General features: G+C 67.3%; 20 protein-coding genes. 15 read left to right on the forward strand and 5 right to left on the reverse strand.

Annotation, left to right across the window (positions count from 1 at the left end):
• Positions 1-34 precede the first annotated feature (34 nt).
• A complete protein-coding gene (locus A5655_RS25995; protein ID WP_067015707.1) occupies positions 35-1471 on the forward strand; it encodes an FAD-binding oxidoreductase in 1437 nt (478 codons plus the stop codon).
• A 75-nt stretch (positions 1472-1546) separates the two neighbouring features.
• Here the strand turns inward: A5655_RS25995 and A5655_RS26000 are convergent, their stop codons facing one another.
• From A5655_RS26000 to A5655_RS26010, 3 genes are all read right to left on the reverse strand, one after another.
• A complete protein-coding gene (locus tag A5655_RS26000) occupies positions 1547-4393 on the reverse strand; it encodes an RND family transporter (protein WP_067015710.1) in 2847 nt (948 codons plus the stop codon).
• Positions 4390-4833 carry an MmpS family transport accessory protein gene (locus A5655_RS26005; protein WP_067015712.1) on the reverse strand — a complete coding sequence of 148 codons (444 nt, stop codon included), beginning with the start codon at positions 4831-4833 and terminating at the stop codon, positions 4390-4392. Before A5655_RS26005 ends, A5655_RS26000 begins: the two co-directional genes overlap by 4 nt.
• A 199-nt stretch (positions 4834-5032) precedes the next feature.
• Complete coding sequence (locus tag A5655_RS26010) at positions 5033-5458, reverse strand: hypothetical protein (RefSeq protein ID WP_067015752.1); 426 nt, start codon at positions 5456-5458, stop codon at positions 5033-5035.
• A gap of 116 nt (positions 5459-5574) precedes the next feature.
• Between A5655_RS26010 and A5655_RS26015 the strand changes: the two genes are divergently transcribed.
• The 7 genes from A5655_RS26015 to A5655_RS26045 all read left to right on the forward strand — a co-directional run bounded on the left by A5655_RS26015 (position 5575) and on the right by A5655_RS26045 (position 13004).
• Positions 5575-6147 carry a TetR/AcrR family transcriptional regulator gene (locus A5655_RS26015; protein WP_067015715.1) on the forward strand — a complete coding sequence of 191 codons (573 nt, stop codon included), beginning with the start codon at positions 5575-5577 and terminating at the stop codon, positions 6145-6147.
• Between the two features lie 85 nt (positions 6148-6232).
• Positions 6233-7174, forward strand: coding sequence for an aldo/keto reductase (locus A5655_RS26020; RefSeq protein WP_067015718.1), 942 nt, complete (start codon positions 6233-6235; stop codon positions 7172-7174).
• Positions 7171-8055, forward strand: coding sequence for a pyridoxamine 5'-phosphate oxidase family protein (locus A5655_RS26025; protein ID WP_067015722.1), 885 nt, complete (start codon positions 7171-7173; stop codon positions 8053-8055). Before A5655_RS26020 ends, A5655_RS26025 begins: the two co-directional genes overlap by 4 nt.
• 55 nt (positions 8056-8110) lie before the next feature.
• Positions 8111-10642, forward strand: coding sequence for a SpoIIE family protein phosphatase (locus A5655_RS26030; RefSeq protein ID WP_067015725.1), 2532 nt, complete (start codon positions 8111-8113; stop codon positions 10640-10642).
• Positions 10642-10968: an STAS domain-containing protein gene (locus A5655_RS26035; protein ID WP_067015755.1), complete on the forward strand. Its 327-nt coding sequence runs from the start codon at positions 10642-10644 to the stop codon at positions 10966-10968. Before A5655_RS26030 ends, A5655_RS26035 begins: the two co-directional genes overlap by 1 nt.
• 4 nt (positions 10969-10972) lie before the next feature.
• Positions 10973-11755, forward strand: a complete 783-nt coding sequence (locus A5655_RS26040) for a 3-hydroxybutyrate dehydrogenase (RefSeq protein ID WP_067015728.1) — start codon at positions 10973-10975, stop codon at positions 11753-11755.
• 211 nt (positions 11756-11966) lie between these two features.
• On the forward strand, positions 11967-13004 hold the full coding sequence (locus tag A5655_RS26045; RefSeq protein ID WP_082978898.1) for a PE family protein: 1038 nt from the start codon (positions 11967-11969) through the stop codon (positions 13002-13004).
• Between the two features lie 24 nt (positions 13005-13028).
• Here the strand turns inward: A5655_RS26045 and A5655_RS26050 are convergent, their stop codons facing one another.
• Positions 13029-13769, reverse strand: coding sequence for a glycoside hydrolase (locus A5655_RS26050; protein WP_369807255.1), 741 nt, complete (start codon positions 13767-13769; stop codon positions 13029-13031).
• Between the two features lie 198 nt (positions 13770-13967).
• Between A5655_RS26050 and A5655_RS26055 the strand changes: the two genes are divergently transcribed.
• Entirely contained in the window at positions 13968-14192 is a 225-nt protein-coding gene (locus tag A5655_RS26055; RefSeq protein ID WP_067015762.1) for an MbtH family protein, read from the forward strand.
• Between the two features lie 102 nt (positions 14193-14294).
• Complete coding sequence (locus A5655_RS26060) at positions 14295-16598, forward strand: MMPL family transporter (protein ID WP_082978899.1); 2304 nt, start codon at positions 14295-14297, stop codon at positions 16596-16598.
• On the opposite strand, the gene A5655_RS26065 is transcribed toward A5655_RS26060, so the two are convergent.
• Positions 16599-16850, reverse strand: coding sequence for a three-helix bundle dimerization domain-containing protein (locus tag A5655_RS26065; protein ID WP_067015735.1), 252 nt, complete (start codon positions 16848-16850; stop codon positions 16599-16601). It lies immediately after the preceding gene.
• A 104-nt stretch (positions 16851-16954) separates the two neighbouring features.
• Here A5655_RS26065 and A5655_RS26070 point away from each other — a divergent pair, with 104 nt between their 5' ends.
• The 5 genes from A5655_RS26070 to A5655_RS29060 form a co-directional block, all read left to right on the forward strand.
• Positions 16955-17986, forward strand: coding sequence for an epoxyqueuosine reductase (locus tag A5655_RS26070; RefSeq protein WP_067015737.1), 1032 nt, complete (start codon positions 16955-16957; stop codon positions 17984-17986).
• A 533-nt stretch (positions 17987-18519) separates the two neighbouring features.
• The gene (locus A5655_RS26075; protein WP_082978900.1) at positions 18520-19599 is read left to right on the forward strand and encodes a sulfate ABC transporter substrate-binding protein; all 1080 of its coding nucleotides are present in this window, start codon (positions 18520-18522) and stop codon (positions 19597-19599) included.
• Positions 19596-20486, forward strand: coding sequence for a sulfate ABC transporter permease subunit CysT (gene cysT / locus A5655_RS26080; protein ID WP_082978901.1), 891 nt, complete (start codon positions 19596-19598; stop codon positions 20484-20486). The genes A5655_RS26075 and cysT overlap by 4 nt, the downstream gene beginning before the upstream one ends.
• Complete coding sequence (cysW, locus tag A5655_RS26085; RefSeq protein WP_067015740.1) at positions 20483-21292, forward strand: sulfate ABC transporter permease subunit CysW; 810 nt, start codon at positions 20483-20485, stop codon at positions 21290-21292. The genes cysT and cysW overlap by 4 nt, the downstream gene beginning before the upstream one ends.
• 16 nt (positions 21293-21308) lie before the next feature.
• Positions 21309-21417: hypothetical protein (locus A5655_RS29060; protein WP_231999283.1), on the forward strand; the 109-nt coding region annotated here is incomplete at its 3' end.

Genomic DNA, 21417 nt, shown 5'->3' on the forward strand with positions numbered 1-21417 from the left:
ATGCGGGACATGACGCAATCGCGGGAGCCCGACGATGGCGCGTGAGATCTCCCGCCAGGCGTTCCTGCGCGGGGCCGCCGGCGCGTTGGCCGCCGGCGCGGTATTCGGCCCGGCGCGGGCCTCCGCGGCTCCCAGTAATCCGTCGGGCTGGGACGGCCTCACGACAGCGATCGGCGGGAAGGTGGTGCTGCCCCGCGATCCCCAATTCGCCGGCGCGAAACAGGTTTTCAACACCAACTACAACGGCTCCACGCCGGCGGCGATCGTCACCCCCACGTCGGTGGCGGACGTGCAAAAGGCGATGGCCTTCGCCGCCGCCAACAACCTCAAGGTCGCACCGCGCAGCGGGGGGCACTCCTACATCGGCGCGTCCACGGCGAACGGCGCGATGGTGTTCGACCTGCGCCAGCTGCCTGGGGGAATCAATTACGACGCGTCCACCGGACAGGTCACCGTGACACCCGCGACCAGTTTGTACGCGATTCACGAGGCCCTGGCCGCGGCCGGCCGGGGCATCCCGACAGGTACCTGCCCGTCGGTGGGCGCCGCGGGGCACGCCCTGGGCGGGGGACTGGGCGCCCAGTCGCGGCACGCGGGCCTGCTCTGCGACCAGCTGACGGCGGCGTCGGTGGGGCTGCCGGGCGGCCAGGCCGTCACCGCGTCCGCGGCCAGCAACCCCGACCTGTTCTGGGCGCTGCGCGGCGGCGGGGGCGGCAACTTCGGCGTGACCACCTCGCTGACCTTCGCCACATTCCCCACCCGGGACGTCGACGTCGTGAACCTCAACTTCCCGCCCCAGGCGTTCGCACAGGTCCTCGTCGGCTGGCAGAACTGGCTGCGCACCGCCGACCAGAGCAGCTGGGCGCTGGCGGACAACACCGTCGACGGGTTCGGCACCCATCCCCGGATAATGGCGACCTGCCCGGCCGGATCGGGAACCAGCGTCGCGGCCGCGATCACCAAAGCCGTTGGGGTGCAACCGACCGGAACCGACAACCACACGTTCAACTACATGGACCTGGTGCGCTACTTGGCCGTCGGCAACCTCAACCCGTCGCCGCTGGGATACGTCGGCGGATCCGACGTCTTCACGACGATGACGCCGGCCGCCGCGCAGGGGATCGCCTCGGCGGTCGAGGCGTTTCCGCGTGGCGCCGGCCGCATGCTGGCGATCATGCACGCGCTCGACGGCGCGCTCGCCACCGTGGCGCCGGGGGCGACGGCCTTCCCGTGGCGCCGGCAGGCGTCGCTGGTGCAGTGGTACGTCGAAACGGGCGACCCGTCGGCGGCGACGAGTTGGCTCGCCACGGCACACCAAGCGGTGCAACCGTATTCGGTGGGCGGCTACGTCAACTACATCGAGGCGAACCAGCCGGCGTCGCGCTACTTCGGCCCGAACTTGTCCCGGCTGAGCGCGGTGCGGCAGAAGTACGATCCCGGCCGGGTCATGTTCTCGGGGCTGAACTTCTAGCGGTCGGTGAATCTCATCTGTGATATCGCCGGTGATAGCGCAATCGAGAATCGCCTCATGCCCGGCTGACGGTACTCACGTGGCGTGTGTGACCGCCACGCGCTGCGGCAGCGGACGGGAACGCACCAGTGTCGGCCACCAGAACCACGGCCCGAGGATGCGCAGGATGCACGGCACGACGAACGACCGCACGATCAGCGTGTCGAGCAGCAGGCCGATGCAGACGGTCGAACCCACCTGACCGACGGTGCGCAGATCGCTCGTGAGCATCGCCAGCATGGTGAACGCGAAAACCAAACCGGCGGAAGTCACTACACCGCCGGTGCTGCCGAGTGCGCGGATCAGCCCGGTGTGGATTCCGGCGTGCAGCTCCTCTTTGACCCGAAGGATTAACAGCAGGTTGTAGTCCGAACCCACCGCCACCAGGATGATGAACGTCAGCGGCAATACCAGCCAGTGCAGCGGCAGGCCGATGAGATGCTGCCAGACGAGGATGGAAAGCCCGAACGCCCCGGCGTAGGAGAAGGCGACCGTGCCGGGGATGACAATCGCCGCCATCAGGCTCCTCGTGAGGAACAGCATGATCAGAAAGATCAGCACGAAGGCGGCGATCGCCACGATCAGCAGATCGGACGCCGCGTATTGTTTGATGTCCTTGTTGGTCGATCCGGAACCGCCGATATAGACCTTCGCGCCGGCCAGCGATGTCTCCTTGAGCGCCACGGTTATCGCGTTGGGGAACTGCTCGACGTGCTGCACGCCTTCCGGACCGTTGGCGTCGCCCTCGTGCGTGACGATGATCCGGGCGGCCTGGCCGTCCGGTGACATCAGCAGCTGCATGCCGGTCTTGACGTCCTCGTTGTCGAAACCCTCGTGCGGGATGTAGAAGAAGTCGTCGCTGCGGGCCTGGTCGAAGTCGAGCCCGACATTGATCTGGTCGTCGAATGTCTGATTGGTCTGCGTGGTCTGCAGGGCCGACTGGCCGTAGGTGCTGACCAAAAGATTGGCCAAGGCCTCCGAGTCGTCGGCCGTCAGCTTCAGCTGCACGATGATCTGCGGCACGATCTTGTCCATCTCCTCGAGGGAGGTCTTGGCGTCGTTGATGTCAGCGGCCAAATGGTCGATGTTGTCGAGAGTGTCGAACAACGACCTGAACGCCCAGCACATGGGGATGTCGAAACAGTGCCGCTCCCAATAGAAGTAGCTCTTGATGGGTCGGAAGAAGTCGTCGAAGTTCGAGATTTCCTGATTCATCTCGTCGGTGACCCGTTGCAGATCTTCGACGGTGAGAACCGTCTTGTGCAGCTCGTCGGACAGGTTCTGGAAATAGTCGATCTCTTTGCGCGTGACCTCGACGGTGTGCTGCGTGATCTGCGCCTGCTGATTGGTATTGGCGTTCTGCTGTTGGGTGAACGGCAGCTGCTGGCCGCTCCCGCTGCCTTGGGTGGTGAATAGATAGGGGATCGTGGCATGTTCCAGAGCGCGGCCCATGGGCCTGGTGATGCTTTGCACCATCGCGACGCCGGGCAGGCGTTCGAGCGCCTTGGCCGCGCGGTCCAATGAGATGAAGTCGCCCGAATTCCGCATGTCGTGATCCGTCTCGATCATCAGCATCTCGGAGAACAGCTTGCTCTTCGGGAAGTGCCGATCGGCCGCCTGGAAGCCCAAATTGGCGGGCGCTTTGTGCGGCTGGTACTGACGGTCGTCGTAGTTCTGCCGGTACGTCGGCACAAAGATCGCCCCGAGCAGGACCGCGGCGGCGCTGGCGAAGAGGATCGGCACCGGCCACCGGACCACGCTCGCCCCGATCCGCCGATACAGGTGTGCCTTTGCCTTGCTCTTCGGGTCGAAGAGCCCGAAAAGGCTGCCCAGCGTCAGGAAGGCGGGTCCGAGCGTCAGTGCCGCCGCGATGGTGAACAGCATGCTGATCGCGACGGCCGGGCCCATGGTGTGGAAGTAGTTGAGCCGCGCGAACGTCAAGCAGTAACACGCCCCGGCGATCGTCAGCCCCGAACCAAGGATGACGGGCGTGACGCTCTTGTACGCGGTGTAGAACGCCTCCTCCCGGCTCTCACCGTCGTGTCGCGCCTCGTGATAGCGGCCCATCAGGAAGATGCCGTAGTCCGTCCCGGCACCCAAGGTCAGCGCGACGACGATGTTCACCGCGAACGACGAGAGCTCGATGTACCCGAGATGGCCGAGGGTCGCGATAACCCCCTTCGCGACGAGCATTTCGAACAGAACCCCGGCCAGCGGCACGAACAGGGTGACGATGGATCGGTACACCAGCAGCAACATCCCGATGATGAGAAAGATCGTCACGATCGTGATGTCGTTCAAGCTCGAATTCGCAATCGCCACCGTGTCCGAGGCGAGCGGGGCGGCGCCGCTGACGTAGACCTTGAGCCCCGCCGGGGGCTTGTCCTTCGCCACGATGTCCCGAACGGCGGCAACGGATTCGTTCGCTTGCATCTGGCCGATATCGCCCGCCAGGCGCAACAGCACGTAGGCGCACTTGCCGTCGAGGCTCTGCGCCCCGGCAGCGGTGATCGGCTTCCCCCAGAGGTCCATGGCGTACTGCACGTGCTTGGGGTCTTGCTTGAACCGGCGCATCAAATCGTCGTAGTACTGATGGTCCGCGTCGCCCAGTGGCCGGTTGGCTTCCAGCACGATCATGGCCAGGCTGGTCGAATTGGATTCGTGGAACTTCGCACCGATGGACAGCAGCGCCCGCTGTGACGGCGCGTAGTGCGGGACCACCGGGCCTGCAAGCTCTTCCGCGACCCGCTCCACCTGGGGCATGAAGGTGTTCGTCGAAACGGCGAGCAGGCCCCAGAAGGCGATGATCGGAATCGCAAGGGCGCGAACCATTCTGGGGACGAAAGGCCGCTTCGTCCGAGGCTCCGCCGGATGCTCGCTCATGCGGATTTCACCAGGCAATAGACGTGTGCGTCCTGATTGGTGTCGGACTGTTCGGCGCGGACAACGCCATTCACCCGCAGTCGGCAACCGACCTGGCCGCCATGAACCTGCGCCGAGATGCTGCCCGAGACCACGGTCAGTGTCGTCGCCTCCGTATGCGACCACGGCAAGGTGGTGAGATCAACCTGGTGCGGATGCCCGTTGATGTCCACCCAGACGAGCATCCCGCCTTCACCGACGGAGCCGAACAATTCGTACGTGAGCCGTTTGATGCTGAACTCCGGCGGTGCCGCCGGCTGGTTGACGGTGGTGACGGGCGGGGGCTCGGAGAACTGGTGCACCTTCCACATGGCCACCCCGCCGACACCGAGCGCGATGACGGCGACCAGCGGCAACCAGACCCGCGCCAGGACCCGCCTGCCCACCGAACGAGGGCTCATTCGATCACCTCTCGGAACTCGCTCGGGCCACCATCGCCTCCCCCCGGCCCCACCCCTAGGCCAACTGCAGATAGTAGACGGTCATGTACCCAATTGACAGATGATCGTGCAAGAGTATCGGCCTTGCGGTCACAACGCGACCGCAGCGACCTGCGGGCACACCGACCGGTCGCTGACGGCAACACATGCCTCTGGGGCTTCAGGACATCTTTTGCAGACGCCGCTTCAACCTCGCACTCCGGAGAACTTGAGTCGTGAGATTTATGGCGGCCAACATGGGGAAGACCCCGAGAAACGTCCGCTCGGAGGGCGTCGCTCCATGCAGGTGATAGAGACTGCCGAACACGTAGAAGCAGCCCAGCGAGAACAAGGCACCCGGAATGGCCAGCGTCAGCACCGAGCTGCGGGCGCCAAGGAGGTGCTTCGCGTAATCCAGCTCGTCTTGCGACATGGGTTCGCCCTTGCGCACTTTGCGGGTAACCGTTTTGGTGCTGCCGATCTCGTCGCTCAGCGGGGGAGGCGGCCGGTCCTGCAGCCGTTTGACGTGCATGGCGGCAATGGCGGCGAACACGAACGCGAACATGAGGGCGAGCAGCGTCAGGAAACCGAACACACCCGAAGTCACCATTTCGCTCCTTCGCTCCCCATTGGGCCGGCCAACGCCGCTCCAGACGCTACGCCACGCGCCCCGCACACGGCGGGCAACCGAAGATAGCCGACCGGTCGGCTACTATCGTTGTCATGCCCCGCCCACCGAACCCCGAGGTGCGTCGGCGCCTGCTCGCGGCGGGCCTGGAACTCGTGCATGCGCGCGGATTCGCCGCCAGCGGGGTCAAGGACATCACCGACGCGGCCGGCGTCCCGAAAGGGTCGTTCTACGCGTATTTCCCCAGCAAGGAGGCCTTCGCCGCGGCGATCCTCGAGCATCACTGGGAAGACGTCGAGGCACGGCTGCTGCCGATCCTCGACGCGGACGGGCCGGCGCAGGAGCGCATCACGCGCTTCTTCCACGCGCTGGCCGACGAGCACGAGGCCGGCGACTTCGTGCTCGGCTGCCTGGTCGGAAACCTGTCGCTCGAACTCGGCGGGTCGAGCGAGCCCGTGCGCAGGGAGCTCGTGAGCATTCTCGACCGCTGGGGCGCGGCCCTCGGCAAGTGCCTGCGTTCCGACGTCCGGGGCGACCTCGACGCGGGGGACCTAGCCTTTCGGCTGATCGAAGCCTGGGAGGGCGCGGCGCTGCGCGGGAAAGTCACCCGCAGCCGCGTTCCGTACGACCGGTTCGAGGCGGTCACCGTCCCGGCGCTGCTGCACTGACCCGTACTTCGGGAATGCCGTCATCGCCATCCTTGTTAGATAGACGACTGGTCATTTATTACACGGGTCCGGGAGGCCGAACACTATGACACCCAACCGCAATCTGACCGAGCACCGATTTTCGTTGAACGACGGCAGCGGTGCGATTCCGGCGCTCGGATTCGGGACGTCGCTTTCCGATCGCAACCAGACGCGCAACGCCGTCCGGGCCGCGGTCGAGATCGGGTTCCGCCACCTCGACGCCGCCGAGCGGTACCGCAACGAAGCGGAGGTCGGTGCGGCGCTCAAGGAGTTATTCGCCGCCGGGACCGTCCGGCGAGACGAGCTCTTTGTCACCACCAAGCTCTGGAACAACAACCACCGACCCGAACGGGTGAAACCCGCGCTGCAGGCCAGTCTGGACAGACTCGGACTGGAGGCGGTCGATCTGTATCTGGTGCATACGCCGTTCGCGTTCCGGCCCGGCGACGACCAAGACCCGCGTGACCCGCACGGCGCGGTGGTCTACGACGACGGCGTCACGTTAGAGGAAACCTGGGCCGCGATGGAAGCCCTTGTCGACGAGGGGCTTTCGCGAGCGATCGGCCTGTCCGACATCGACGCGCCGGGCGTCCGCAAGGTCGTCGAAACCGCCCGCATCAAGCCGGCGGTCGTGGAGGTCGAGTCGCACCCGTACCACCCGCAATGGGAACTTCACGAGTTGTGCAAGGAACACGGGATCGTCCTGCTGGCCTTCGCCTCGCTGGGCCACGCGTTGGAACCGCGATTGCTCGACGACCCGCTCATCGTCTCGATCGCTGAGCGCGTCGGAAAGACGCCAGCGCAAGTGCTTTTGGCGTGGGGCATCCAGCGCGGCTCGGCCGTGCTCACCTCGTCGGTCAAGCCGGCGCGCATCGGCGAGAACTTCGATGTCGCGGCGCTTCCCGAGGGCGCGATCCGAGAGATCAACGAAAGTCTGGAAACGCGTTACCGGTTCAATTCCGTTGTCGACGCGGGGGAACCGGGATTTGCCGAGGTGCCTCGATGACATCGAGCGTGGGTTTCCACAGCGGCGAGTTGGCCGTCCAACGACAAGCGGGCGTCGAGGCGGAGGCCGCGCGGCTCGCGGCGATGGTCGGCCGCGGAGAATTACGTGCCGGCATGGCCGCGTTCCTCTCCGAGGTGACGATCGCGGCCGTCACCGCGCGGGACCGGTCCGGACGGCTTTGGACCTCACCGCTATTGGGGCCGCCCGGCTTTCTTCGGGCCACCTCACCGACCACACTGCGGATCGACGGCGAGCTGCCGAGCGCGGACCCGCTCCATGGCCTGCCTTCGGGGCAGCAGGTGGGCGTCATCGCCATGAACTTCCTCACCCGGCGGCGCGCCCGGGTCAACGGTCGCCTCAGCTGTACCGGGGCCGGCGTGCTGACCGTCGACGTGGACCAGGCCTACGGCAACTGCCCGCAATACATCCATCAGCGCCGCGTTCGGGCCGGCGACGCGTCCGTCGACGACCGGGCGCGGCTGTACTCCGGAAAAGCGTTGCGACCGAAGGACATTCGGCTCATCGAGGCGGCCGACACGTTCTTCCTGGGGACCACCCACCCCACCGCCGGCAGCGACGCCTCCCACCGGGGCGGCCCGGCCGGGTTCGTCCGCGTCGCCGACAGGCGCCCGTGGTGGCCCGACTATCCCGGCAACAACATGTTCAACAGCTTCGGAAACCTCGCCGCCGACCCCTCCGCGGCCCTGCTGTTCGTCGACTTCCGCGCCGGCGCCACGTTGCAGCTCTCCGGTCAGGCGACCGTCCGCTGGGACGACCGGGGCGGCGCCGACGCCGACACCGGACGCCGCGTGGAATTCACACCCGAGTGGGTAATCACCACGGCGATACCCGCCCTCGGTGAGGCCGACCCCGCCCCTTAGCGGGCACCCGCCGAGCCCTAACGGAGAGCAGGATTTAACAATTAGATTTGTGGCTATGGGGGACGACGACCGGGACGACCCGCGGTCCCAGCTCGACGAGCTGACGGCGGCTCGAGACCAGATGGAACGACTGGTCCGGGTTATCGTCGAGATCGGCGCGGACCTGGATCTGGATTCGACGTTGCACCGAATCGTGGATGGTGCGATGGAGCTGACCGATGCCCGGTACGCGGCGCTGGGCATGCGGGCGCCCGACGGCACCCTCACGTCGTTCGTTCAGACGGGAATCGACGCCGACACGGCTCGGCGGCTCGGCGACTTGCCGGTGGGTGAGGGCCTGCGCATCGATGATCTGAGCACCCACCCCCTGGCCGCCGCGCTGCGGGCGCACGACCCACCGCTGCGGGCGCTGCTCGGCATACCGATCACCGTGCGCGCGGCCGACTTCGGCAGCCTGTACCTGGCCGACGACCGGCCGGGCCGGGTATTCAGCGACGCCCACGAAGCCTCCGTCCGGGCATTGGCCACGGCGGCGGCCGCCGCGATCGACAACGCGCGACTGTTCGAGCGGGAACGCGAATCTTCGAAATGGACGAAGGCCAGCCGGGAAATCACGACCGCGCTGCTGTCCGGTGACCCCCAGACGGGGCCATTGCAGCTCATCGTGAACCGGGCGCTGGAGTTGGCCGACGCCGAGCAGGCGATCTTGCTGATCCCACGGGAGCCCGATCTGCCCGCCGATGAGGTCGACACCCTGGTCGTTGCCGCCACGGCGGGCCGGTACGCCTCGGAGGTGATCGGCCGGCAGGTGCCGATGGCCGGCTCGACCACCGGCGGCGTGGCGCGCCGCGGCCTGCCGCTGATCACCGATTCCTTCCAGTACCCGATCGAGGGGTTCACCGATGTCGGTGAACGCTCGGCGATCGTGATCCCGCTGATCGCCGACGGCAGGGTGCTCGGGGTGATCGCCGTCGCGCGCCAGCCGCAGCAGCAGGCGTTCGGCAACGACTACCTCGAGCTCGTCAGCGACTTCGCCCGACACGCCGCAATCGCGCTGGCGCTGGCCGCCGGCCGCGAACACGCCCTCAACCAGGAACTCGCCGAAGCCGACAGCGTCGACGACGCGGTGCGCGCCGCTGCCGAGGAACTGCGCCGGCTGTGGCGGGCCCGTCGCGTCCTGGCCGTCACCTTCCCGCCCCACGGTGCCGGCACGGAAACCGCGTCGGGCGAACCGTGGGTGGAATCGGTCGGTGAGGCCGCGCGGTGGGGCGACCTGTCGCCGGAGACCAGGCAGATGCTCAGCTCGTTGCGCGACGGCGACCTGCTCACCCCCAACGCATCGGAGCCCGGCGCGGCGGGGATCGCGCTGCAGCACCCCGAGGGGGTGCTCGTCGTCCGGATCGACCTGGTCGAGCGGCGGCCGTTCACCCTCGAGGACCAGACCCTGCTGACCGTGCTGGCGGGCCGCCTCGGCCAGGGCCTGCAGCGGGTGCACCAGGTCGACCAGCAGCGCGAAACGGCCCTGGCGCTCCAGCACGCGATCCTCGGCCCCGCCGATCTGCCGCACGGGTTCGCGGTTCGCTATGAGGCCGCCAGCCGGCCCCTGCAGGTTGGCGGCGACTGGTACGACGTCTTCGACCTGGACGACGGGCGCATCGCGTTGATCGTCGGCGATTGCGTCGGTCATGGCCTGGCCGCCGCCACCGTGATGGGGCAGGTGCGCAGCGCCTGCCGCGCGCTACTGTTCGAGAACCCCAGTCCCAGCGCCGCCCTGGCCGGGTTGGACCGCTTCGCCGCCCGGCTGGCCGGCGCCCAATGTACGACCGCCGTGTGCGCGGTGCTCAACCCGGAGACCGGTGAACTGGTGTACTCGAGCGCCGGGCACCCGCCGCCCGTCCTGGTCGACGCCGACGGCACCACCCGAATGCTTGACGACGGCCACACCATCGCGCTGGGCGTACGAGCCGACTGGCCGCGCCCCGAAGCACGCGTGACCATCGCGCCGCGCGCCACGTTGCTGCTCTATACCGACGGGCTGGTCGAGCGTCGCCGTCGTCTGCTGCAGCAAGGCATCTCGCGCGCCGCCGCCCTCGTGCAGGAAGGGCGCGATTCCACCCTGGAGGATCTGGCCAACCAGATCATGTCCGGTCTGGCACCGGACGGCGGCTATCAGGACGACGTCGTCCTGCTGCTCTACCGCCATCCCGCCCCGCTGGAGTTGGAGTTTCCCGCCGACGTCAGCCAGCTCGCCCCGACCCGCACCGCGCTGCGCCGGTGGCTGACCCGGGCCCGGCTGGACCCGGATCAGACGATGAACGTGCTCGTCGCCGCCGGCGAGGCCGTCGCCAACGCCATCGAGCACGGCCACCGCCACAGCCCGGGGGGCACGATCAGCCTGGGCGCCACCATATTGGTCGACCAGGTGCGGCTCACCATCACCGACACCGGCTCGTGGAAAACTCCGCAGCCGGCCGCCTCAACGAATCGCGGCCGCGGCATCGCCTTGATGCGCGGGCTCATGCATGACGTCAGCATCAAACCCGACGCGGCGGGAACCACGGTTCACCTATGCGCGAGGATCTCCTGATGGCCACGTCGCTCAGCCTCGACACCGCGCGCCGCAACGACGGGAGGCTCGTGCTGACCGCGACGGGCGAGATCGACCTGAGCAACGTCGACGCGTTCAACCAAGCGCTCAGCAGCGCCACCGCCGAGGCCGATAGCAACGGCGGCACGTTCACCGTCGACCTCAGCGCGGTGGAGTACCTGGACAGCGCCGCGATCAACGCCTTGTTCGCCCGCGCCGCCCACATCGACGTCATCGCCCACCCGCTGGTGATGCCCGTCCTCACCGTCAGTGGCATAACGGAGCTCGTCACCGTCGAACCCGCGCAGCCGGCAGCCGAACGCTGACGCGATGCTCCGCGGAAAGTCGGTGCTCGTAACGGGTTCCACCTCCGGGATAGGCCTTGGCATCGCCCGCGCTTTCGCCGCCGAGGGAGCGAACGTGACCCTCAACGGTTTCGGTGACGCGGACGCCGTCGAGCGGCAGCGGCGCGACATCGAGGAGACGTTCGGGGTGACCGCCGGCTATTCGAGTGCCGATGTGACCAAGCCGGAGGAGATCGCCGACATGATCGCCGGCGCCGAAAAGTCTTTCGGCGCAATCGATGTCCTCGTCAACAATGCGGGCATCCAGTACGTGGCGAAGGTGGAGGAATTCCCGGTCGAGAAGTGGGACGCGGTGATCGCGACGAATTTGTCAGCCGCTTTTCACACGTGTCGCTGCGCACTACCCGGGATGAAAAGCCGTGGCTGGGGCCGGATCATCAACATCGCCTCGGCGCACGGCCTCGTCGCCAGCGCCGAGAAGGCGGCGTACGTCGCGGCCAAGCACGGTCTGGTCGGACTCACCAAGGTGGTGGCCATCGAAGGCGCCGACCACGGCGTCACGTGCAACGCGATCTGTCCCGGCTGGGTGTTGACGCCGCTGATCGCCCAGCAGATCCAGGCGCGCGCCGACGCGGCAGGCAGCTCGTTCGAAGAGGTCAAGACGGAATTCGTCGCCGAAAAGCAGCCGATGGCCCGCTACACCCAACCGGAGGACATCGGCGCTCTCGCGGTGTTTCTGGCCGGCGACGCGGCCGCCACCATTACCGGCTCCAGTTATTCGATCGACGGCGGCTGGACCGCCCAATGAGGCGAAATACGCGACGGCATCGAGGGTTTCGGCGACGGCCGCAATCACCCATTTGACGACCGGCGCTGAAGACGGCACCCGCATGTGAGGCTATTTGGGCAGTGCCACAGCTGAAAAGCGGGGTTTTCATAGGCATTTCGGCAATATCCGATTACGATTCTAATGCTCCGGTCAGCGGGCGACCGTCGCGTTGGATCGGCGGGAGGCGGATATGTCATATCTGGTGACGGCTCCAGAACAGCTGCAGTCTGCGGCCGAAGGTTTGGCAGGTATCCGCACGTTGCTGTCCGGGTCCGCCGCGTCGGCCGCGGCGCCCACGACGCGGGTGGCCGCCGCGGCCCAGGACGAGGTATCGGCTTTGGTCGCAACGCTATTCAGCGATTTCGGCCTGGACTTCCAAGTCATCAATGCCCAAGCCAACGCGTTTCACGAGGAGTTCGTCGGCTTGATCAGCGCGGGGGCGGGCGCCTACCTCGGCACCGAGGTGGCGAACGCGGGGGCGGCCGCCGCCGACCTGAACCTGTCGTCATTCCTGGGCGGGAGCGCGAGCCTGAACCTGAACGGTGGCGTGGTGACCCTGCCACCGATCCTCGGTGGTGGCGCATTCAGCGTGCCGTCGCTCATCACCGGCGGCGTGCTCGATCTGCCGCCGATCCTGGGCGGTGCGCAATTGACCGTGCCGCCGATCTCGGCCGTCGGGTCCTCGATCGCCACCGCCTTGAGCCCGATCGTCAACGGCGGCGTGGTGGATCTGCCCGCGTTCCTGGGCGGCGGGGAGTTGACCGTGCCGTCGATCCTCACCGGCGGCGTGCTCGACCTGCCCGCAACCCTCGGCGGTGGCGTGCTGGGGCTGCCTTCGATCATCACCGGCGGCCTGCTGAGCCTGCCCTCCAGCCTTGGCGGCGGGGTGTTTACCGTGCCCCCGATCAGCAGCGTCTTGATTCCCATCCTCGACGGCGGCGCGGTGACCCTGCCCCCGGTCCTGGGCGGGGGGCAGCTGAGCATCCCGTCGATCCTGACCGGCGGCGTGCTGAGCCTGCCCCCGATCGCCGGCGGCGGAGACGTGAGCATCCCGTCGATTCTGACCGGTGGGGTGCTGAGCCTGCCCTCGAGCGTCGGCGGCGGGGACGTCGGCATCCCGTCGATCGTCTCCGGCGGCATTCTGACCCTGCCGCCGAGCCTCGGGGGCGGGCAACTGACCGTGCCCCCGATCCTCACCGGCAGCCTGCTCGGCCTCCTCGGCGGTTGACCGCAATCCCGAAGGGGGCGTTGATCACTCCGACGGCGCGGGGGTCATCGACCCGATGTAGTACGTCTCGTGCCCGGTCGGGTAGCCGCCACCGTTGGTGGCGATGTGAACGTGGTCGTAGTGGTTCAGCGTTTCGTTGCCCAGGTTTGACATCCAGCTCGGCGCGCCGACGCCCGGGTAGATCTTCTGGCGCCAGATCACGTGGTTGATTCCCCACCGCTTCGCGTTCGCCAGGGCGTACCCGGCGATTTCGTTGCCGAGCTGGATGCCTTCCGGGCTGGCGTGGTTGGGGATCATCACGTCGATCGCCAGCCCGTTGGGGTGCCACGGCAACGGATCCTCGCGATACCCGTAAATGGTCGTGATCTCCGGGAACAGCACGCTGATGGCGCGGGCCGCCCAGATTGTCTTGACCTGCAATCGCTGCTCCGACGCGACGCCGGGCGACAACGGGAACAGGAATTGCTGGGCGGCGGCCGGCGCGCCCGCGGCCAGCTTTTCCACCTCCGCGGGACTGGCGATCTGCGGCCCCGGACCGGAGGGCGGCGGCGCGGCGGTCGGACCGGGCGCCGCGGCGGCCATCGGTGGCACGGCCGGCGAGGCCGGCGAGGCCGCCTGGCCTGCGGCCCGATTGTCGGGCGGCTTGATGCCTTGGGCGTAGATGGGCTTGGTGCCCTGGGCATAGATGATGGCGGCCGACACCACCAGCGAGGCCGCCAACGCCAACCAGCGGCTTCGGCCGATGGCTAATACGCCTTTGCGCACGAACAGCAGCTTAACGTCGTGTGGGACGCATGCGGCAACCTTTTTCGAAGAATCGGCCGAAGACGTCGGCTCTGGGCCGATTTCCGAAAGTTGTTTGCTATGTTGACGGCGCCGGTGTGCGATCTGGAGTACAACGCGACGGTTCCGTGCTTGCCGACCCCGGCCTCGACCCGTCGCTGGTACGGGATGGGAGAGCGAGTGAGTACCAATCCGTTCGACGATGACAACGGCAGTTTCTTCGTCCTGGTCAATGACGAAGAGCAACACAGCCTTTGGCCGGCTTTCGCCGACGTCCCGGCCGGTTGGCGGGTGGTATTCGGTGAAGCGGACCGTGCCGCGTGCCTGGACTACATCGAACAGAACTGGCCGGACATCCGACCGAAGAGCCTGCGCGAAAGGCTGGCGCAGGGCCCGGAACACTGATTCGCACGCCGTCGGGGATTCGAAGTCGGATGACAGCCGATGAGCGGGTGCGCGCCGTCGATCGTCGCGGACCCATCGAGCACGAGCCGGCTCCCCGCTAACGTGCTGCACGGAATCGCGCGCCTCGCCATCGCCGCGCCGCGTCGCGTCATCGCGGTCGCCGTTCTCGTCATGATCGGCACCGCGATCTTCGGCATCCCGGTGAGCAAGACCCTCCTGCCCGGCGGATGGTTCGATCCCGGCTCCGAATCGTCGCGGGCGTCGGCGTTGCTCTCGCAGAAGTTCGGCCAGGGCGACATGGTCATGCTGATCACGGTGACCTCCGAGGGCGGCGCGCAGGGCCCCCGGGCCACGGCGGTCGGCACCGATCTCGTTCGCCGGCTGCAGAATTCGCCCAATGTGGGGCAGGTGCGATCCGCGTGGACCGTGCCGCCGCCGGCGGCGCCCGCATTCGTCAGCAAGGACGGCAAGACGGGCCTGATCGTGGCCGCGATTTCGGGCGGCGAGGCCAATGCCCAGAAGAATGCCGAGCGCCTGGCGGGCGAACTCGCCCACGACCGCGACGGCGTCACGGTGCGCTTCGGCGGCGAGGCGACCGCCACCTGGCAGGTGGACGAGCAAACCAGAGAAGACCTTCTAGTCATGGAGTCGCTCGCGCTGCCGCTGAGTTTTGTCGTGCTGGTATGGATCTTCGGGGGATTGTTCGCGGCGGCGCTGCCGGTGGCCGTCGGCGGGTTCGCGATCCTCGGTGCGATGGCGTCGCTGCGCGCGGTCTCGCTGTTCGCCAACGTGTCGATCTTCGCGCTGAACCTGACCGTCGCGATGGGCGCCGCGCTGGCCATCGACTACACGCTGCTGATCCTGAGCCGCTTTCGGGATGAGTTGGCGGAGGGCCAAACTCGCGACGCGGCGCTGATCCGCACGATGGCGACGGCCGGCCGCACGGTGTTGTTCTCGGCGATGACGGTCGCGCTGTCGATGGCCACGATGGTGCTGTTCCCGCAATACTTCCTGAAATCGTTCGCCTACGCGGGGGTCGCGGTGGTCGCGTTCGCGGTGGCCGCCGCGGTCGTCGTGACGCCGGCGGCGATCGCGCTGTTGGGCGAGCGGCTCGATTCCCTGGACGCGCGCCGGCTGGCGCGCCGCATCCTGCGGCGGCCCGCGTTCCGGCCGGCTCCGGTCGAACGCCGCATTTGGTATCGATGGACGAGGTGCGTCACGCGCCACGCGGCGCCGATCGTCATCGCCATCGTCGCGCTGCTGTTGCTGCTCGGCTCACCCTTCCGCGAGGTGCGCTGGGGCGTCGTCGACGACCGGGTCCTGCCCACCTCAGCCTCGGCGCGCCAGGTCGGCGACCAACTGCGCACCGGCTTCCCGGACAGCGGCGTCCCCGACGTCACCGTCGTGCTCCCGAACGTGACGGGGCTAGGCCCGGCCGAGCTCAACGCCTACGCCGCCGCGCTGTCGCGGGCGCCGGACGTGTCGTCGGTGTCCTCGCCGGGCGGCACGTTCGTCGGCGGCAGGCTGGCCGGGCCGCCGTCGGGGTCTGCCGCCATCACCGGCGGCGCCGCCTTCATGACCGTGGGCACGACGGCACCGCTGTATTCCGCCGCCTCCAACGCGCAGCTCGACCGGCTGCACGCCGTCGCACCGCCGTCGGGCCGGCCGGTGCTGCTGGCGGGCGCCGCACAGAGCAACCGCGACACCGTGCACGCCATCACGACGCGCCTGCCGCTGGTGCTGACGATCATCGCCCTGATCACGCTGGTGCTGGTCTTCCTGATGACCGGCAGCGCGGTGTTGCCCTTCGAGGCGCTGGTGACCAACACCCTGTCGCTGGCCGCTGCCTTCGGCGCGGTGGTGTGGGTGTTTCAGCAGGGGCACCTGGGCGGGCTCGGCACCGCGGCCACCGGCACGATCGGGGTGGACCTGCCGGTGTTGTTGTTCTGCATAGCTTTTGGGCTGTCGATGGATTACGAGGTGTTCCTGATCGCGCGGATCCGGGAGTACTGGCTCGCCTCGCACCGGGGGTGGGGCGCGAACGACAGGAGCATCGCACTCGGCGTGGCCCACACCGGCCGGGTGATCACGGCCGCTGCGCTGATCATGGCGATCTCGTTCGTGGCGTTGATGGCCGCACAGGTGTCGCTCATGCGGCTGTTCGGATTCGGGCTCACGGTCGCGGTGCTCGTCGACGCCACGCTGGTCCGGATGCTGCTGGTGCCGGCGGTCATGCGCGTGCTCGGCCGGGCCAATTGGTGGGCGCCCGGATGGTTGGCCCGGCTGCATGACCGTGTCGGGTTCAGCGAAAGCGGGGCGGACACCGAAAAACCCGATTGGCGGGAAATCCGTCGCCGGGTGCTGTTCGGCGAGCAGCGGCGGCCGCGCCAGGGCGAGCCCGTCTGATCAGACGGCGATAGCCTCGTCGACCGCCGGCTCCGAGAGCGGGCGGCGGCCGGTCAACAGAAGCAGCGCCAGTTCCTGGCCCGCGAACCGCTCGACGAGAAGCGGGACGTATTCGCGGACGGGCCGGCCCTCGAACCGGGCATGAACGCCCCGCACGACCGCGGTCACGGTTTCGGCTGGGATGGTCGGATACTTGCTGGTCAACCGATCGGCCACCTGGGCGATGATCGTCTGTTCACTCAACTCGATCACCGCGCCAGGTTCGCATGCGCTTCACGCCGAAGTCAAACACCGTTAACGACGCGTCCGCCGCCCCGCGACATGCCATCAGCTGAGTATTGTGTACTATACCGAGCATGGCGGAAAAACTCCCGGCGAAGCTGGCGGACCACCCCACCGTGAAGAAGGTGGGTTCCCGCCGGAAACGGCGACCGGGCGTGCTCGACGCCGACTGGTTGCGCGAGCTGTGCCTGGCCGCAGGCGCCGACGACGTCGCATTCGCCGCCGTTGACAACCCCGAGCTGGCATCGGAGGTCGAGCACGTCCGGGCCGCGCTGCCGGGAACCAGGAGCTACATCTCGCTGGTCGTCAAGATGAACCGCGACAACGTCCGCTCGACGGCGCGCAGCGTCGCAAACCAGGAGTTCCATCGCAGTGGCGAGGTGCTCAACGAAGCGGCCCACCGCATCGTGCGCCGGCTGCAGGACGCCGGTTATCGGGCCCTGAACCCGTCGGCGACGTTCCCGATGGAGATGGACAATTTCCCGGGCCGCATCTGGGTGGTGGCACACAAGCCCGTCGCCGTCGCCGCGGGTCTCGGCGTTATGGGCATCCACCGCAACGTGATTCACCCCCGGTTTGGCAACTTCATCCTGCTCGGCACGATCTTGGTGGACGCCCCGGTCAGCAGCTACGGCGAGCCGCTGGATTACAGCCCGTGCCTCGAATGCAAGTTGTGCGTGGCGGCGTGTCCGGTCGGTGCGATCGGCAAGGACGGTGATTTCGACTTCGTCTCCTGCTCGGTGCATAACTACCGCGAGTTCATGGGCGGCTTCACCGACTGGGTCCAGACGATCGCGGACAGCGCCGACGCGGCCGACTTCCGTTCGCGGGTCAGCGATTCGGAGAACGCCTCGATGTGGCAGAGCCTGTCGTTCAAGCCGAACTACAAGGCCGCCTACTGCCTTGCGGTGTGCCCGGCGGGGGAGGAGGTCATCGAGCCCTACCTCGAGAACCGCAAGGGCTTCATGGACTTGGTGCTGAAACCTCTTCAGGACAAGAAGGAGACGTTGTACGTGCTGCCGAACTCGCGGGCGAAGGCGCACGCCGAGCGCCGCTATCCGCACAAGCCGGTGAAGGTCGTCGACAGCGGGATCCGGGGGCGCTGAGCATCGGTCGTCCGCAAGGCACTCGCGTGCACCATGTTTCGCGCGCGGCCCGCACGTTTCCATCACCGTGACTTTTATGCCGGCGCCCCGTCGCGGGCCGAACCCGCGGTTGGCCGGACCGGCGAACGCCGATGCGAGGGGTCGTCGCACCGATGCCGCGGCCATTGTCGGCCGGGCCGGCCCGATCCGGATGCGTTGGCCTCTGAGCTGCCGTTTTGCCGACCGGCCAGCGGTGCGGGAGCCACACCACGACTCGTTGCTGGACCGCACGATCGGCACGGTCGTTACGGCCGGGTTAAACCGCGCGCGGTGTCGCATGACGCCGATCCGCATCCCCATCGCCCTGCCGGTGGAGTCGCGTTGCTGCCCGCGCGCCGGTGCCCGCCGGCGCTGTTAGGCTTCGCGCCATGCACGTGGCAGCCCTTGTTTGCTCCCCGCCCGTGCACTGTTGTCGCTGACGCGTAAGCCCGTGCGCGGACTGGGAGTTGGTGACGACCGTTGATGTTCAACCGCCTTTCGCAGCCACGGGACCGATGCACCCAAGTCCCACACCGGAAGGCCACGAATTGCTCAGCGACATCCGGGGCGCACCCCACGGGCGGCGCGCCCGCCATCTGACGGCGCTGACCGTCCTGGTCGGCATGGTGGCCGCATGCGGGGGCGGGGCCAGCGACATTGCGGGCGGCACCGGGCCGGCCAACGCCAATACGAAGGTCACGCTGGTCGCCTATTCGGTCCCGGAACCGGGCTGGAGCAAGGTGATTCCGGCATTCAACTCCTCGCAGGAGGGTCGGGGCGTGCAGGTCATCACGTCCTACGGAGCCTCCGCCGATCAGTCCCGGGGCGTCGTCGAAGGCAAGCCGGCAGACATTGTGAACTTCTCGGTCGAGCCGGACATCACTCGGCTGGTAAAGGCCGGCAAGGTCTCCTCGGACTGGGACAAAGGTCCCGCCAGCGGGATCCCGTTCGGGTCGGTGGTGACATTGGTTGTCCGCAAAGGCAATCCGAAGAACATCCGCGATTGGGACGACCTGCTGCGCCCGGGCATCGAGGTCGTCACGCCCAGCCCGCTGAGTTCTGGATCGGCCAAGTGGAACCTGCTGGCCCCGTATGCGGTCAAGAGCGGCGGTGGGCGGGATACCAACGCCGGCGTCGATTTCATCAGCAAGTTGGTGCGCGAGCACGTCAAGTTGCGTCCCAGTTCGGGGCGCCTGGCGACCGGCGTTTTCATCGAAGGCAGCGGCGACGTGTTGATCAGCTACGAGAACGAGGCCATCGCCATTGAGCGGCAGGGCAAATCGGTCGAACACGTCAACCCGACGCAGACCTTCAAGATCGAGAACCCGGTGGCGGTGGTGAGCACCAGTGCGCACCTGGATGCGGCGACCGCATTCAAGAATTTCCAGTACACCGCCGAGGCCCAGAAGCTCTGGGCGCAGGCCGGTTTCCGGCCGGTGGACCCGGCCGTGGCGGACAAGTTCCGCGACCAGTACCCGGTGCCGGTGAAACTCTGGACGATCGCCGACCTCGGCGGCTGGAGCAAAGTGGACGCGCAACTCTTCGACAGGAGCGGCGGCAGCATCACCAAGGTCTATCTACAGGCAACCGGATGACCGCCGCCGTTCTCTCCCAACCCGAGCCGATCCGGCGGGAACTCGCCGCATCCGGCGGTGAGGTTCCGCGGCCCCGTCCGGCACGCGGGCCCGGCCAGCCCGGTGGTACGTCGCTTCAGATCGGGGTGGCGACCCTCTGGCTCTCGCTGATCGTGCTGCTGCCACTCGCCGCCATCGCCTGGCAGGCGGTCGGCGGGGGCTGGCAGGCCTTCTGGCTGGCGATCACGTCTCATGCCGCGCTGGAATCGTTCAAGGTGACACTGACGGTTTCGGTCGTGGTCACCATCGTCAACCTGGTGTTCGGGCTGGCGACCGCCTGGGTACTGGTGCGCGACGACTTCATCGGCAAAGGCGTGCTCGACGCGCTCATCGATCTTCCGTTCGCGCTGCCGACCATCGTCACCAGCCTGGTGATGCTCGCCCTCTATGGCAAGAACAGCCCGGTGGGTGTCCATTTGCAGCACACCCCGCCGGGGGTCGCGGTGGCGTTGATCTTCGTGACGCTCCCGATGGTCGTGCGAGCGATCCAGCCGGTGCTGCTGGAAATCGACCGCGAGGCCGAGGAGGCGGCGGCCTCGCTGGGCGCCAGCGGTCCGAAGGTCTTCACGTCCGTCGTGTTGCCGTCGCTGACACCGGCCTTGTTCTCGGGTGCGGGCCTTGCGTTTTCGCGTTGCATCGGAGAGTTCGGCTCGGTGGTGACGATCGGCGGGCAAGTGCCGGGCAAGACCGAAGTGTCGTCGCAGTGGATTCGCGCCTTGATCGAGAACGACGACCGCACCGGAGCCGCCGCGATATCCATTGTGTTGCTGTCGATTTCGTTCACAGTGCTTTTGTTGTTGCGGATCGTGGGCGGCCGGAGGACCAAACGCGAGGAGAAGGCGACATGACCTCGGCGCGCTACGCCCTGCGCTCGGTGGTGTTGGCCTACCTCGGTGTGATGCTGATCGCTCCGGTGAGCATCATTTTGTGGCGCACCTTCCGGCCCGGCTTCGCTCAGTTCTACACGTGGATCAGCACGCCGGCGGCGATATCGGCCCTGCACCTGTCGCTGCTGATGGTCGCCATCGTGGTGCCGCTCAACGTCATATTCGGAGTCTTGGTTTCACTCCTGTTGTCACGCGGCAGGTTTCGCGGCAGAGGCGTGCTGCAGACGATCGTGGACCTGCCGTTCGCGGTCTCGCCGATCATCGTGGGGGTGGCGTTGATCGTGCTCTGGGGTTCGGCCGGCGCGCTGGGTTTCGTCGAAAAAGACCTCGGCATTCCGGTGATCTTCAGCACCCCCGGCATCGTGCTGGCCAGCATCTTCGTCACGCTGCCGTTCGTGGTGCGCGAGGTCCAACCGGTGCTCCAGGAGGTCGGGACCGAGCAGGAGCAGGCGGCGGCGACGCTGGGTTCGAGTTGGTGGCAGACGTTTTGGCGGATCACGCTGCCGTCCATCCGGTGGGGACTGACCTACGGCATCCTCTTGACCACCGCACGCACCCTTGGCGAATTCGGCGGGGTCATCATGGTGTCGTCCAACCTCCCCGGTGAATCGCAAACGCTCACACTGCTGGTGAACGATCGCTACAACCGCGGGGCCGAATACGGCGCCTACGCGCTGTCGACCCTGATGATGGGCGTCGCGGTCGCGTTTCTAATCGTCAAGGCGGTTCTGCTCATTCGGCGGTCGCGCGTCCGGGCCCAGGCATGACAAGGAGATTGCAACCATGACCGAAATCGGGATCGACCCGTCCGCCTACGCGATCATCGTGCGGGACGCTTATAAGCGTTATGGCGATTTTGTGGCGTTGGATCATGTGGATTTCGTGCTCCTCG

Source organism: Mycobacterium sp. 1081908.1 (genome assembly GCF_001673535.1).
Taxonomy (GTDB): domain Bacteria; phylum Actinomycetota; class Actinomycetes; order Mycobacteriales; family Mycobacteriaceae; genus Mycobacterium.